Annotated in this window: 14 protein-coding genes and 2 tRNA genes; 9 read left to right on the top strand and 7 right to left on the bottom strand. The window is 33.6% G+C overall.

The genetic code is table 11. The features are described 5' to 3' along the window. The first annotated feature begins 4 nt into the window (after window positions 1-4). Entirely contained in the window at window positions 5-592 is a 588-nt protein-coding gene (locus tag FYJ79_RS03215) for a ribonuclease H1 domain-containing protein (RefSeq protein WP_154514528.1), read from the top strand. Then, window positions 589-1485 (top strand): exonuclease domain-containing protein, encoded by an 897-nt coding sequence (locus FYJ79_RS03210; RefSeq protein ID WP_154514527.1) that lies wholly within the window; start codon window positions 589-591, stop codon window positions 1483-1485. Before FYJ79_RS03215 ends, FYJ79_RS03210 begins: the two co-directional genes overlap by 4 nt. Before the next feature lie 24 nt (window positions 1486-1509). Here FYJ79_RS03210 and FYJ79_RS03205 read toward each other — a convergent pair whose 3' ends face one another. Further along, a complete protein-coding gene (locus FYJ79_RS03205; RefSeq protein ID WP_154514526.1) occupies window positions 1510-2604 on the bottom strand; it encodes a hypothetical protein in 1095 nt (364 codons plus the stop codon). Between the two features lie 167 nt (window positions 2605-2771). Between FYJ79_RS03205 and FYJ79_RS03200 the strand changes: the two genes are divergently transcribed. The 3 genes from FYJ79_RS03200 to FYJ79_RS03190 all read left to right on the top strand — a co-directional run bounded on the left by FYJ79_RS03200 (window position 2772) and on the right by FYJ79_RS03190 (window position 4666). Then, the gene (locus FYJ79_RS03200) at window positions 2772-3782 is read left to right on the top strand and encodes a glycosyltransferase family 2 protein (RefSeq protein WP_154514525.1); all 1011 of its coding nucleotides are present in this window, start codon (window positions 2772-2774) and stop codon (window positions 3780-3782) included. A gap of 75 nt (window positions 3783-3857) precedes the next feature. Next, window positions 3858-4538, top strand: coding sequence for a phosphatase PAP2 family protein (locus tag FYJ79_RS03195; RefSeq protein WP_154514524.1), 681 nt, complete (start codon window positions 3858-3860; stop codon window positions 4536-4538). A gap of 51 nt (window positions 4539-4589) precedes the next feature. Continuing rightward, window positions 4590-4666, top strand: a tRNA-Arg gene (locus FYJ79_RS03190). Between the two features lie 42 nt (window positions 4667-4708). Here the strand turns inward: FYJ79_RS03190 and FYJ79_RS03185 are convergent. From FYJ79_RS03185 to FYJ79_RS03175, 3 genes are all read right to left on the bottom strand, one after another. Beyond that, complete coding sequence (locus FYJ79_RS03185) at window positions 4709-5011, bottom strand: type II toxin-antitoxin system RelE/ParE family toxin (RefSeq protein ID WP_154514523.1); 303 nt, start codon at window positions 5009-5011, stop codon at window positions 4709-4711. A 1-nt stretch (window position 5012) separates the two neighbouring features. Next, window positions 5013-5309 carry a type II toxin-antitoxin system RelB/DinJ family antitoxin gene (locus tag FYJ79_RS03180; protein WP_154514522.1) on the bottom strand — a complete coding sequence of 99 codons (297 nt, stop codon included), beginning with the start codon at window positions 5307-5309 and terminating at the stop codon, window positions 5013-5015. 718 nt (window positions 5310-6027) lie between these two features. Then, window positions 6028-7416, bottom strand: a complete 1389-nt coding sequence (locus FYJ79_RS03175; RefSeq protein WP_154514521.1) for an ATP-binding protein — start codon at window positions 7414-7416, stop codon at window positions 6028-6030. A 268-nt stretch (window positions 7417-7684) separates the two neighbouring features. Between FYJ79_RS03175 and FYJ79_RS03170 the strand changes: the two genes are divergently transcribed. Then, the gene (locus tag FYJ79_RS03170) at window positions 7685-7978 is read left to right on the top strand and encodes a DUF4406 domain-containing protein (protein WP_195837002.1); all 294 of its coding nucleotides are present in this window, start codon (window positions 7685-7687) and stop codon (window positions 7976-7978) included. Window positions 7979-8041: 63 nt separating this feature from the next. Here the strand turns inward: FYJ79_RS03170 and FYJ79_RS03165 are convergent, their stop codons facing one another. Continuing rightward, the gene (locus FYJ79_RS03165) at window positions 8042-8290 is read right to left on the bottom strand and encodes a VanZ family protein (RefSeq protein WP_195837001.1); all 249 of its coding nucleotides are present in this window, start codon (window positions 8288-8290) and stop codon (window positions 8042-8044) included. Between the two features lie 505 nt (window positions 8291-8795). On the opposite strand from FYJ79_RS03165, the gene brnQ reads away from it, so the two are divergent. Further along, window positions 8796-9926 carry a branched-chain amino acid transport system II carrier protein gene (gene brnQ / locus FYJ79_RS03160; RefSeq protein WP_154514518.1) on the top strand — a complete coding sequence of 377 codons (1131 nt, stop codon included), beginning with the start codon at window positions 8796-8798 and terminating at the stop codon, window positions 9924-9926. A gap of 49 nt (window positions 9927-9975) precedes the next feature. Here the strand turns inward: brnQ and FYJ79_RS03155 are convergent, their stop codons facing one another. After that, complete coding sequence (locus FYJ79_RS03155) at window positions 9976-11169, bottom strand: ATP-binding protein (protein WP_154514517.1); 1194 nt, start codon at window positions 11167-11169, stop codon at window positions 9976-9978. Window positions 11170-11434: 265 nt separating this feature from the next. Here FYJ79_RS03155 and FYJ79_RS03150 point away from each other — a divergent pair. Continuing rightward, window positions 11435-11511, top strand: a tRNA-Arg gene (locus FYJ79_RS03150). 38 nt (window positions 11512-11549) lie between these two features. Here FYJ79_RS03150 and FYJ79_RS03145 read toward each other — a convergent pair. Beyond that, window positions 11550-12164, bottom strand: coding sequence for a TetR/AcrR family transcriptional regulator (locus FYJ79_RS03145; RefSeq protein ID WP_154514516.1), 615 nt, complete (start codon window positions 12162-12164; stop codon window positions 11550-11552). 161 nt (window positions 12165-12325) lie between these two features. Here FYJ79_RS03145 and FYJ79_RS03140 point away from each other — a divergent pair, with 161 nt between their 5' ends. Further along, a complete protein-coding gene (locus FYJ79_RS03140; protein WP_154514515.1) occupies window positions 12326-14398 on the top strand; it encodes an efflux RND transporter permease subunit in 2073 nt (690 codons plus the stop codon). The last annotated feature ends 1 nt before the right edge of the window (window position 14399 follow it).

The raw sequence follows: 14399 nt of genomic DNA, 5'->3' as shown, positions 1-14399 counted from the left end.
ATTTATGAAATATTATGCAGTAAGAAAAGGAAAACGTCCAGGCATCTATAATAGCTGGGAGGCATGTAAAGAACAGGTCATGGGATATCCTGGGGCAGTCTATAAATCCTTTCCAACAAGAGCAGAGGCTGAAGCTTTTGTGAAAGATGAAGTCCATATGCCTCCACTTAATCATGGATTGATTGCCTATGTGGATGGTAGTTTTCATGCGAAAAATAAGATTTATGGCTATGGGGCTATCTTGATAGAAGGGGGCAAGGTCAAAGAGATCCTTTATGGCAAGGGAAACCATCCTGATTATGTAGGTATGCGTAATGTGGCTGGTGAAATTGCAGGCAGTGAGTCGGCTGTGAATTATGCCATTGAACATGGTTATGATGGTGTTGTGATCTACTATGATTATATGGGTATTGAGAAATGGGCGAAGGGTGAATGGCAAGCCAATAAACCTGGGACAAAAGCTTATGCGGCTTTTATGAAAGAGGCCAGCAAGAAGATTAAGATTATCTTTATGAAAGTACAAGCTCATTCTGGTGATCATTTTAATGATATGGCGGATGAATATGCGAAGAAGGCTGTAGGTATTCTATGAGTGAATATATAACTGTATTTGATATTGAAATCTTAAATAATGATCCTACGTCTATTTGTAGTATTGGTATTGTGGTTTTAAAGGATAAGCGTATTGTTGATACTTACTATTCTTTGGTTAGACCTCATAATTTAGCTTTTGATAAGTATCGTTATGGTGTGCATCATATTAGGCCTAAGAGCCTACAAAAAGAACGTCCTTTTAAAGACGTATGGGAAGAGATACATCATTACTTTGAAGATATGATAGTTGTTAGTCATGATGTCCAGAATGATATGGCCCATATCAGAGCCTGTTTAAAACAAGCTCATATTCCCTATCCAACATTACGGATGAGCTGTACCAATGTCATTGCTCATATACTTAGTCCAGAACTTGAAAAATATAATATTGCGGATCTCAGTGAATTCTATAATGTCCCTCTTAATGATGCTCATAATGCCTTAAGTGATGCCAAGGCTTGCGCTTTCATTCTTGTTAAAATGTTGAATAATAATCATTATGAGAGCCTTCTTGCCTTTCATGAAAAGATGCATCTTGAACTTGGTATCATGAAGCCTGGTTATTATAAGAATATTATTTCTCCCGATCATGCGCTTCTTGCCCTTCATTCTCTTGTTCATCCTTTAAGCAATATGTCGATTGTCTTTACAGGCAAATTACATAATGAACGGGCTGAGCTAGAAGAGATGACACATAAAGCTCATGCTTTTGTCGCAAGAGAAGTCAATAGTCATACAAACTATCTTGTAGTAGGAATGAAGGATTATAAAAATGCTCGTTATGGCAATAAAAACAATAAGGTTAAAAAAGCGCTCAGTTTAATGAAAGCAGGGCAGGATTTAAAGATTATTAGTGAAAATGAATATATTAGGTTGATTAAAGCTGTATAAAAAAACTAGCTCTCGTGATGAGGGCTAGGATTTTTTTATTTCACTTGAAGAAATACCAAAGATACCTACTTTTGTTTCAATTTCAATTGTGTCACCTTTTTGATAGTGCTTATAGATATTTTGAGAAACATTATAAGTCTTGACTTTCTCGCCAGGAATACGAGCATTTAACTGATAGCCTTTACCCATTGAAGCATCCATATAACGCTTGTTTGTGATTGTTGCCTTTGAGACAATCACATGATCTGGAGGTAATGTACTGTTAGACCAGAAGATGACAAAGGCTGTAAAGAATAGCACATAGTAGACAAAGACACGGTGAGCTGGTGAAGCAACAAGTGTTCTAAGCATCGTATAATAAATCATAAAGAAGATGAAGATAACACCAGTAACAACAAGAGCTAATGTAAAATTAGAAATAGAGAAGTTTGTATACATGACAATAAAGCCAGCAATGATAGGAAGCAAGAAGACCATCATAAGATTAGTAGAAAGCTTATCGAGTATTTCCAAATCTCCTCTTAATAAGCGATAGATATAGAATATCGCAAAGAAGATTGGGGGAATGAGGGAAAGTACTCCCGCTACAACAAGCATATTGGAAACTTTTTTAAAGGCAAATAAGAGATAGATCCAATCAATTGCCGCAAAGATCAAAGAAATCGTACGCATGTTATTATAACTAAAGAGCTTATTGAGTGCTGAAGTGTTTTCTTTCTCTTCTGGTGTGATATTATGATTTGCTAAGACTTCCAACATTTCACTTAAGCTTTCAACCTCGAAATTCATAATATCAAGAACAATCTTCTTGTCCGTTGTGATTTCAAAGTGACGATCTGTCTGTATGAAATTCTTGATTTCATCATAGCGATAAGAATGATTACGATAAGACCAGCTTTCTTGATCGAAACTGAGTTCAAATGATTTAGTCTTATACATCAAATAACTGATATAACCGGCTAAGACAACCAAAAGCACGCCCGCTATTTTAAAGCCCCATTCTAATGGTGCTAGAATAGCGATGATCCCTAGAATGATAAAAATGATGTTGATATATTGGAATATATGTATGAAGTTTTGTAGATATTTTTTATATTGTATAGTGCATTTTTCTTCCATTTTTCTTCCACCTCAATACTAAATTCTAACAAAAAAGCCTGTAAAATACTAGATAAAAGTATGGTATTTATGGTGGCGGAATGAAGATGTTTGCGTGAATAGATAAGATGTTGTATGATGGATGAAGGAAAAGACAAGATTGCTTGTCATAATAGGAGGAAAAATTCATGAAATTACTGACAGTTACCATTCCCTCATATAATGCTGAAGATTATATGGAAAATGCTGTAAAGAGCCTGTTAGGTAGTCGTGATGATGTGGAAATCATTATTGTGGATGATGGTTCAACAGATCGCACAGGTGCAATTGGTGATGCTTTGGAAGAAAAATATCCTGATGTCATCAGATGCATTCATCAGGAAAATGGTGGACATGGTGAAGCTGTAAATACCGGTATCCGTTATGCTACAGGTCAATATTTTAAAGTTCTTGATTCTGATGACTGGTTTGATCCTGATGCATTAAAACAAGTGATTCGTACTTTAAAATCATTTGAAGCGGATGAACTTGATATGATGATTGTCAATTATATCTATGATAAACCTAGTGCAAACAGTCAGCATGTCATTAAATATACAAACTGTATGCCAGTAGGGCGCTTATTCCGCTGGTATGATATGAAGCACTTCTTACCAAGCCAGAATATCTTAATGCATTCAGTCATCTATCGTACAGCGATGTTAAGAGCAAGTGGCTTGAAGTTGCCTGAACATACATTCTATGTCGATAATCTCTTTGTCTATGAACCATTACCATATGTCAAGACAATGTATTATTTAGATGTTGATCTTTATCATTACTTTATTGGTAGAGAAGACCAGTCTGTTAATGAAAAGGTGATGATTGGTCGTATTGACCAGCAAATCAAAGTCAATAAGCGCATGATCGATGCGGTTGATGTCTCAAAGCTTAAATCACGTAAAATGCGTAAATATATGATTCATTATCTTACAATGATCACAACAGTCACAACAGTGCTCTTAGTCAAGAGTGGCACTGAAGAGAATCTAGCGAAACGTGATGAATTATGGGCTTATCTTAAGACAACACGTCCAGACCTCTATAAGCAGGTGAGACGTACTGCCCTAGGCACAGCAATGCAGCTTAGAGGCAAAGTTGGCAATAAAATCCTCAGCACGGGTTATACAATGGCTCAGAAGATTTTCCACTTCAACTAAACAACGATATCAAGTAGATTATTTGCGGTTGAGAAAAGAATATGAATTTGATAGAATGGCACCTAGGTGATGAATATGATAAAAAAATTCTATAACTCTCATAAATATATCTGGGTTGCGATTATCTATTTTATTGGCTATTTACCATGGTATTTCGGTATCCAACAAAGAGACATGACAGGTTTTCATGATGTATCCGTACATCTTGATCATATTATTCCTTTTGTCCCTTGGTTTGTGGATTTCTATATGTATTGGTTTCTCTTTGTCTTTGGCACATTCCTCTTTGTCTTTCTTTATGACAGGGATGAATGGTATAAGGCTTGTGCGATGATGTTTGGAGGCATGACAATATGTCTGATCATCTTTACTATCTTCCCATCAACCTTTGCCTATCGCCCAGCTGTGATCACAGGAACACCTATTGAGAAATTCTTCCTCAATATCGTTTATACAGCTGATAAGCCAACAAACGTCTTCCCAAGTATTCATGTCTATAACTCTATTGGCTGTGCCATTGCCTTAATAAAGTCTAAACGCTTTAAAGGCAATACAAAGATCAAGATCTTTGCGATTGCTTCAGCCATCATGATTACTTTATCAACAATGTTTATAAAACAACACTCAGTTCTTGATGCACTTGGTGCAGCTGTGATTGCGATTGCTCTCTATTATATTGTCTATGTACGTTTTGATGCATATCTAGAAGCGAAGAAAGAAAAGAAAACAGTACTTGAAAGTATTAAGAATTCTTAGTAAAATGGCAGTTGGTTCACAACTGCCATTGTTTTTTGGTTAATTCTATTTAGTTCGGTAGCTCAGTTGGATAGAGCGTCTGCCTCCTAAGCGGAAGGTCGTGGGTTCGACTCCCATCCGAACTGCCATCTTTATTTTAAAGCGGATTAACCGCTTTTTTTATTAGAAAATTAAAATAGTATTGAAATATAATCTTGCCTAGAGTCTAATATACGAATTATTTCGATTGTATTGTCTTTGATATCATAGAAGACAATTTGTTTTGCAACGATGAGGTAGTGAAATGAAGACTGAATTTTAAAGCGGTCTGATATTTTTGGACCTAGATTTGGATTCTTTTCTAATAAAGAAATGGTTGCTGTTATTTTTTTAAGTAGTCTTTTTCCAATATTAATATCATGATACTGATAGGAAATATAGGAATCTAATGCGACAAGATCGTCTATGGCTGCTCTATTATAAATGATTTCCATTTTATAATCCTAACAGTTTTAAGGCTTCTTTCTCAGTATATCTTTCATCGCAAGAACTGCCTTTTTCTAATTCTTTCACTAATTGATTTAAAGCTTTAGCTTTCAGTTTTTCAGCATTATCTTCAGTTACTGGAAATGGAAAGCCACCTGTATTTAAAGATTGTTGAAAGAATACATTAATAGCATCAGTAAGTGTTAAACCGTTCTTTGCATAGATATTCTCTAATTCACTTTTAATTTCTGAATTGACACGAATTCTGAATACATCATCTTTTGGAGCATTTACGATATTGTTCATTATAACACTTCCTTTCGTTGACTATTATATCTTTTTAAATAAATGATTTCAATAATTGTAGTAACTTTGTAGCTACAAATAGTGCTAATTTCATAAAAATGATTTGGAAAGCTATTAGAAAGATTATACTCATCATTATGATTGATTATCGATTTTTGTGCGAATATAGTTTTAATGTTTGTATATGATTTAGTAAGAACCATGTTTCTTGAATTATTAATTTTGCATGAAAAAGCAAGTTCACGTCAATATGATCATATTTATATAGGCAAAAAGGATTCCAATATGAGTTGTATGACTCATTGAGGAATCCTGATATGTAATGTATGCATCTCTTTTATTACTGTATGAGTATTTTTCTATAACTCATGCTTTTTTAGGCTTGATATGGTCTCTTTAGCTGACTCATAATTTCCTTTTGATGCTGATTCTCTAGATTTGTTTAATTTCTCTAAAATCTCTTCTTCTGTCAGATAAAGTATATGAATTCACTGGTATTCTTGTAACTTCGAAATAAAAGCCATATTTTGCGTCAGCTAACGTATGGAATACTTATCAGTTCAAAAATTTTTGAAAAACTGATCAGATTTTGTTTTGAGTTCATCATTAATATTTATTTGTATCATACTAAGCATACAAACCACTACTTTCATTTGTATATTAAAGAATTAATATGTGGGAATGTAAAGTTAAAAATATAATTGTAAGCAGCTAGTGCTTAAACTAAGAATAGGTCATCAACTGTTAAGAGAACTGTGTCATCTTTTTTAGCTTGGGAAATGACTGAGTCTGAATAACCAGATTTACTGATAAACCAGAGTTGCTTATTTTCTATATTCTTAAAGGCCCGCGTGGCTATGACAAGATCTTCATATTCATTATAGGGCATAGGCTTGGAAGTGAATTTACATTCTACAAATATTGCTTTTTTACCCGTTTTATCTATTGCTAATAAATCAACATCATCCTGCGCTTTAATAGCTGGGTTTGTGCCCCACCATTTACCTAAGTGATAAGGAATGAAGGGAAGTTTTCTCTTTTTCGCAAGACGAATCATATATTCTTTACATATATCTTCAAAGGCATCACCCATGAGATTGCTGATATCATCCATGATTTCATGAGCAGCTTGCTTAGCGCCCAACATGGCGTAATAGGTGTTGTTTGTGAATTCATAGCGGAACCAAAACTTAAAGAAATTATCTTTGATAACATAGATAGATTTTCGACTTGTTTCTAACTCACCGCATGGAACTCTTTTTTCAATTAATCGTAATGTTTGTAGCGTTAGCAAATACTTGGATACTTTGGAACGGTCCTCGTGAATATAATTAGCTATATCAGTTATCTTATTTCGCCCGTTCGCAATGGCTGATAAAATACTGCTATATACATTTGTTTCTCTTAATTCAGCTTTCAACAAATTGTCTGGCTCCTCGTGAAGATATGCACCATTTCTAATGATTTTAGAAGCTATATTTTGTTCTATTGAGATATTTGGGTCAAAAGCTTCTAAGTATCTTGGAATACCTCCTAATATCCCATAAGCTAATAACTTATCTATGTTGGAATAGTTTGGGAAAAAGAGACTGCTTTCGTAATAATCGAAAGGTTTAATTTCAAGTGAAGATGTTTGTCGATCATGCAAGGGACTCTTTCTTCCCATGACATCACTTTCCATAATGCTCACTGATGACCCACAAAGAATAAGAAAAAGATTTTTATTCTTCCAACTATGATCAATGGTATGTTGTAATATAGATTTTACGGAAGGATTTTCATTTATTATATAAGGGAATTCATCAATAATAATGACTGTCCTTTCTGTTACTTTTGTTCCAATATAATGAAATGCATCTTCCCAGCTTTGAAATGAAGCAATAAAAGTATGATCAAAATGATATTGAATGGCTTTTGAGAAATCTTCTAGATTTAATGAGTCATTCTTTTCTCGTGCAGGAAAGAAAATGCTATTGGTATTCTTAGTAAATTCTTGGAGTATTGTTGTTTTTCCCACTCTTCTTCGCCCATACATCACTAAGAATTCAAAAGAAGAGCTTGTATATAATTCGTATAAATGTTCTAATTCTTCTTTTCTACCAATCAAAATCATCACCTCATTCACAATTTGTATACTTGTAAGTAGTATACTTTAAAGTATACAAATAATCAAGTTAAGCTTTCTCTTTATTTTATTTTCGTAGTCTTGAAGGCAATGAAATATATTATCAATGAAGACTACGTTCTTTTCTATTCTGTTTGATAATATTCAGCACCTGCTTATTATCTATTTTATAGCCAGTGAGGAAAGAGAATTGAGGAATGTCATCAATTGGCGTATACTTTTCTTAAGAAAGTATGAGGGGGTGGTTTCCATGAAGATTTATATTTCACAGCCATATGCTTATAAGAGTGATGAAGAAATAGTTAAAGTGAGAAATGACATTATTAAGGAACTTCATGCCTATATGAAGGATATTGAAATATTAGATTCGATCATTCAAAAAGAACAGACATTTGGACTTAAACAATTATCAGAAAGTATTCTTGTTTTATCCGATGCTGACGCTGTTATCTTTGCACCAGGCTGGGAGGAATCTCGTGGCTGCCGCATTGAACATATGATTGCTGAAGAATTCCATATGCATATTATTCACTTAGGCAGGTAAGAAGGACAAGATGTTCTTCTTTTCAACAAAAAAGATTGCCTAAGCAATCTAAATGTATTTCTTTTAGTATTCAAAGAGACTGTGGAATAGTTTATAAAGACAATAGCCAATAAGCCCACCTAATGTATTTGTGATGACATCAGTAATATCTGTTGCCCGATAGGTAATTGAGAAGAACTGGAAGAATTCAATGCTTAGGGAAAATGTCATAGTTATTAAGACTACTTTGATAAGATTCATCTTCTTGGCTACAAGAGGTAATAAGAATCCAAATGGAATAGTCATAATAATATTGAGGATAATCTGACGCATATAATTACCACGTTTATTTATTAAATCCACAAAGGAATAAGGTTAATGGTACCATACCCATCGCTATGATCAAATATATGGAGAATACTATAGATTATAGGCATCAAAGTAAAATACAAAACACCACATATATAAATATACATCATCGTATTAAGAATAAAGACATGCAAGCCTCTTTTCTTCCATCTCTTCAAGAATACAAAACAATATATGAAAACCAATACCACAATATCTAGAATATTTATCACAACACTCATAATAAAACCTGCTTTCTACAATGTAATTCTAACAAAAAATATTGAATTGTGATTGTGATTTTAATGAATTCATTCTTCTAGAATATTAATATTCTAGAAAGGATTATTTTTGTGGCTGTTTGTCATAATCGTGCTTATTTTTAAAATGGTTTGACGTGTTGCATATCATACTGTACACCTAGAAAAAATAGTGTAATATGAAACCTAGATTCTTGTAGAAGTAGAAAGCTTTTGAAGGGAGAATATCTTTGAAGAAATTAACACGAAAACAAAGCATTGTGATTGGCTTTATGCTTTTCTCGATGTTCTTTGGGGCAGGAAATCTCATTTTTCCACCAATGCTAGGAATGCAGGCAGGAACCAATACGCCTTTAGCAATGCTTGGGCTGATTGTTACTGCGGTGATCTTGCCCATATTAGGTGTAGCCGTTGTTGCTAAGCATGGTAACCTTATTAACCTAGGGAGCCTTATTCATCCTAAATTTGGTTATCTCTTTACAATACTTGTATGTTTGATTATTGGCCCTATTATTGCTATTCCAAGAACCGCTAGCACTTCTTTTGAAATGGCGGTTGTGCCTTTTATGCATATGAGTGGTAATGGGTTATTAGCTATGCGTATTATTTACTCAGCACTTTTCTTTACTCTTGCTTTTCTTGTTGCATTGAGGCCAATGCGCCTGAAGGACTTATTGGGGAAAATCATGACACCAATACTGATTACCATGATCATTCTATTATTTATAGCAGTGTTGATCCGTATGCCTTTTATCATGCATCATCCCATAACAACAAGCTATTTAAAACATCCATTCATGACTGGCTTTTCAGCTGGTTATCAGACAATGGATGGTTTGGCTGGCTTGAACTTTGGTCTTATTATTGCAGTTAACATTGAAGCTTATGGTATTCATAACAAGAATGCATTAGCGAAAGAAACAATAAAATCAGGAGTTATTGCTGGTATATTATTGGCAGTACTTTATATGCTTCTTGCCTATATGGGTATGCAAGTGAATCCAAAAATGCTTTCTGGCATGAAGAATATTACTGGTGCTGATATTTTAAGTTATATCGTTATGCTTTGTTTTGGCAAAGTAGGGCAGGTCTTTGTCGCTCTAATCTTCTTTATTGCTTGCTTTAATGTATGTTGTGGCTTACTGTCAAGTATTTCTGAATACTTCTATGCCCTCTATGACAAGATCAGCTATAAGCAATGGTTAGTTATCTTTACATTATCAAGTTTCTTTATTTCTATCTTAGGCTTATACAACATATTAAGTTTCTCTGTTTATATTCTTGATGTGCTCTATCCAGTGGCAATTGGATTAATGATATTAGGCTTTATAAGAAAGAAAAAAGACAATGAAAAATGCTAGAAAAGCCTTTTAGGGCTTTTCTAGCATATACCTTAAACCTCAAATCACTCTATTCCTGTAACCATCTACGAATATCAATGACCTGGATGCCTTGATAATCATAATTCTCATGATAAGTTCTTGCGATGATCATTTTAGGGTAGGCATCCTTTATAGCAAGTAGAGGAGAATATTCTCTTTCAAATGTTTTATTGTCAGCAATATTATCACTTACCTGAATATATATTTGAGTATCACGTTTCTTGGCGACAAAGTCTACTTCCTTTTTATAAAGTTTACCCACATAGACCTCATATCCTCTTCTTAGTAATTCTAAATAAACAATGTTTTCATAAACTCTACCAAAATCCATATTACGTGTACCATTTATAGCATAACGGAATGATGAGTCACAAAGATAATACTTACTATTATTAGCCAAATATTTTTTTCCTTTTAAATCATATCTTTTTGCCTCATAGAATAGAAAAGCATTTTCTAAATAACCAATATATTTTGAAACTGTTTTTCTTGTAATTTCGCTTTGATTGTTTTTTAAAGCCTTACTGATATTATTTGGTGAAAGTAAGTTACCAATATTATCCATCATGAATTCTGATATATTGGTAAATTCTTGTTTGTTTCTTATCTTGTATTTCTCAACAAGATCTCTTATTAAAATCGTTGAATAGACATCTTTGATATAGTCATATTGTCGGCTTTCATTTTTGTAGACATAGGCACCTGGCATACCACCAATTCTTACATATTGATCGAAGGCTTCATCATAGTTCTCATTAATCTCATAATAAGCAAGATATTCTTTAAAAGAGAATGGGAAGACTTTGATTTCTATAGTTCTGCCGGTAAATAGTGTGGCAAGATCAGAACTAAGCAAGAATGCATTCGATCCTGTGATGTAGATATCGTAGATTCTTTTAGTGTAAATACTGTTGATTGCACGTTCAAATTGTTGACATAACTGGACTTCATCAATCAATAGCACATTAGTCATACCTTCTTTATACTGATCTAGGATATATTTATGTAAAGCATGATACTCTAGTAGGTGATCGAATTCTAATTCTTGGAGATTGATCATGACAATATTGATTTTGTCATCCAAAGATTCTAGATATGAAATGAATTCTTGTAATAATACTGATTTGCCACTTCTTCTAATACCAGTAATGACTTTAATATCAGGTGTTCCATATAATTCAACAAGTTCGTCCAAATACTGTTGTCTCACTATTAGATGCATATGATCATCTCCTATTCCCATTTTTTGAATATTTTTTATTTTTTGGTAATAACTCTACATGCATATTTTAACATTTCTTCCATGTTATGTCTTATTCTATTCCCATTTTTTAAAAATTATTTATTTTTTGGTAATAGAATTTGTTGTGAAGAAACATTTATATGTGAATTCGTTTCAATGATAAAAAGAAATCATTGTTAGTATAAGGTTAGAAAATTGAAAAAATAGTTTATGATTGATGTTGAATTCGGTATAATAATGGCATGTGCCTATAGCGTAACTGGATAACGCATCAGTCTCCGGAACTGAAGATTGCAAGTTCAAATCTTGTTAGGCACACCAATCGCAATTAAAAAGGAAAAGCCACTTGACTTTTCCTTTTATGCATTATGAATAATTGCACGAATAGCTTTATAGAGATATGGCTTATAGGTTTCCATATCACAAGGTATCTGTTCATGCAGACAGTGATAACATGTTGTACCGATAAGTTCAACAATCATAAAGAACACAATATCAACATTTTCAATACTCTTATTAACGGTCTTTATGCCTTCTACAAACAAATCATATAAACCTAAAGCATTATCATCAAAGATCTTGCTGATTTCATGACTATAGAATCCTAATGAAAGATCTCTGTTAATAAAAGATAGGATTTCATTATCATTCTGCAAGTCATCAATAACATGGTTGATCACAAAAATAATCTGTTCATCAAACTGATCAATATCCTGTGTATTTAAAGCATCAATGGCACGCTTGAATAAGTTATTAGATTTCTCTGCAACTAAGTGATTTCGAATATCTTCCTTATTCTTAAAATAGAGATAGAAAGTCCCTTTCGCAACACCAGCTTTATCGACTATGTCCTGAATAGAGGTTTTCTTGAAGCCTTTTGTTTCAAAAAGCTCATAAGCGTTATCAAGTAGTTTTTTACGTTTTTCTTCTTTATTTTGTTCTATCTTGCTTTTGATCTCTTTTAAGACTTCCATACACGCACACCTCCTTTTTTCTCATTTCACAAGTATGATATGCCAAAAAATGACCAAAGTCAATTTTATTATAAAAATAATTGACTATAAGTCAGTTTTGGTATAGTATAGCCATGTAAATAAAAGGTGACTATCAGTCATTTTGGTAGGGAGGAATAAATATGAAGCGATTCTGCCATGCTATAACGAAAGGCAGATGGGTGATCATCGTAGCGAGCTTATTGCTGCTGATACCATCAGTATTTGGTTATTTCAATACGAAGATCAACTATGACCTTATTACATATCTGCCTAAGGATGTTGAAACAATGAAGGGTGAAAATATCCTGACAGATGATTTTAAACAAGGGGCATTCTCCGTTGTTATTACGGAAAATATGAATGCTAAGCAGATTTTACAACTAGAAAAAGAAATTAAGAAGGTTGACACTGTTAACCGTGTTGGGTCTGTTTATGATATTATTGGTTACTCTATTCCAATAGAAATGTTACCAGATAATATTGCTTCTAAAGTAAAGAAGGATGATAGTAATTTGATTGTTGTGACATTCAAGAATTCTACATCTGATGATAAAACACTTGAAGCTGTACAGAAAATACGTGATTTGAAAAAGAATATCAAAGTATCAGGTATGTCAGCAACAACACTTGATACAGCCCAGATGGCACAGAGTGAAGTTATCGCTTATGTCATTATAGCGGTTATTCTCTGTATGATTGTGTTACAGATTGCCTTGGATTCATTCTTTGTACCAGTATTATTATTAGGTAATATTGGTGTAGCAATTCTCTTTAATATGGGTTCTAACTATTTCTTAGGTCAGATTTCCTATATTACACAAGCAATCGCCGCAGTCCTTCAGTTAGGTGTTACAACTGACTTCTCCATCTTCTTATATCATAAGTATGAATATTGGAAGACACAGAAAGAAGATAAGAAGGAAGCTATGGAAGAAGCAATTGCTGAAACAATGATTTCGGTTATTGGTTCTTCAACAACAACTATTGCTGGTTTCTTAGCTCTTTGCACAATGACATTAAAGCTTGGTGCGGATATTGGTATTGTTATGGCTAAGGGTGTTGTCTTTGGGGTTATTACTGTTGTTACATTATTCCCTGCGTTAGTGCTTGTTTGTGATCCTATTATTGAAAAGACTTCACACAAGAATATCTTACCTAACTTCAAGGGTGTTAAGAACTTTGTCATGAAGTATTATAAGATTATCTTTGTGGTATTCTTAGTATGTATGATTCCAGCTTATTATGGACAAAGCAGAACACAAAGCTACTATAACTTAACTGCCGGATTGCCTAAGAGACTTCCTGGTGTTCAGGCTAATGATGAATTAAAGAATAAGTTTGATATTGTTTCACCATATTTCATTCTTGTTGATAGTGACTTACGTCCTTCAAAGACAAATAAGATGGTGAAGGAAATTGAGAAGGTTAAGGGCATTGATACAACAATGAGCTATGCTAAGTTATCAAGTGCTGGTATTAGTGAAGATGTCTTATCAGATGATCTTAGAGATATGATTGATGATGGTAAGCATCAGATTATTCTTATTTCTTCTAAATATGGTGTTGCGACTGATGAATTAAATAATCAGATCAAAACAGTTAATAAGATTGCTAAGAGCTATGATAAAAAGGCTATTGTTGCTGGTGAAGGACCACTGATGAGAGATATGGTAAGTATTGCCGATGTGGACTTTAAGAATGTTAATACGGCTTCTATTATTGCAGTATTTGTAATCTTGGCATTGGTATTAAAGAGTTTCTCTTTACCAGTTATTCTTGTTATTGCGATTGAATTTGCAATCTTCTGTAATACAGCTGTACCATTCTATATGGGTGATCAGATTCCATTCGTAGCTGGTATTGTCATTGGTACTATTCAGTTAGGTGCTACAATCGACTATGCCGTATTAATGAGTACAAAGTATCTTGAAGTCAGAAAATCAGGTGAAGATAAGTTCCAGGCGGTAAGAACGGCGATGACGGCTTCCGTAAGTTCAATCTTCGTATCAGCCTTATGTTTCTTTGCCGCAACAATTGGTGTTGGTTTCTATTCTGATATGGATATGATTTCAGCTATTTGTATCATGCTTTCACGTGGTGCATTGATCTCTATGGCAACTGTTATCTTTGTAGTTCCTGCATTACTCTTATTATTTGATAAGATTATTATTCATACTTCATTTGGATTTAAAGGCTTAAAGGAGGCTAAGTAGG

It is taken from the genome of Sharpea porci (assembly GCF_009695655.1).
Taxonomy (GTDB): Bacteria; Bacillota_I; Bacilli_A; order Erysipelotrichales; family Coprobacillaceae; genus Sharpea; species Sharpea porci.
The sequence above is the reverse complement of the archived record's forward strand: the minus strand, read 5'-3'. Positions and strand labels throughout refer to the sequence as shown.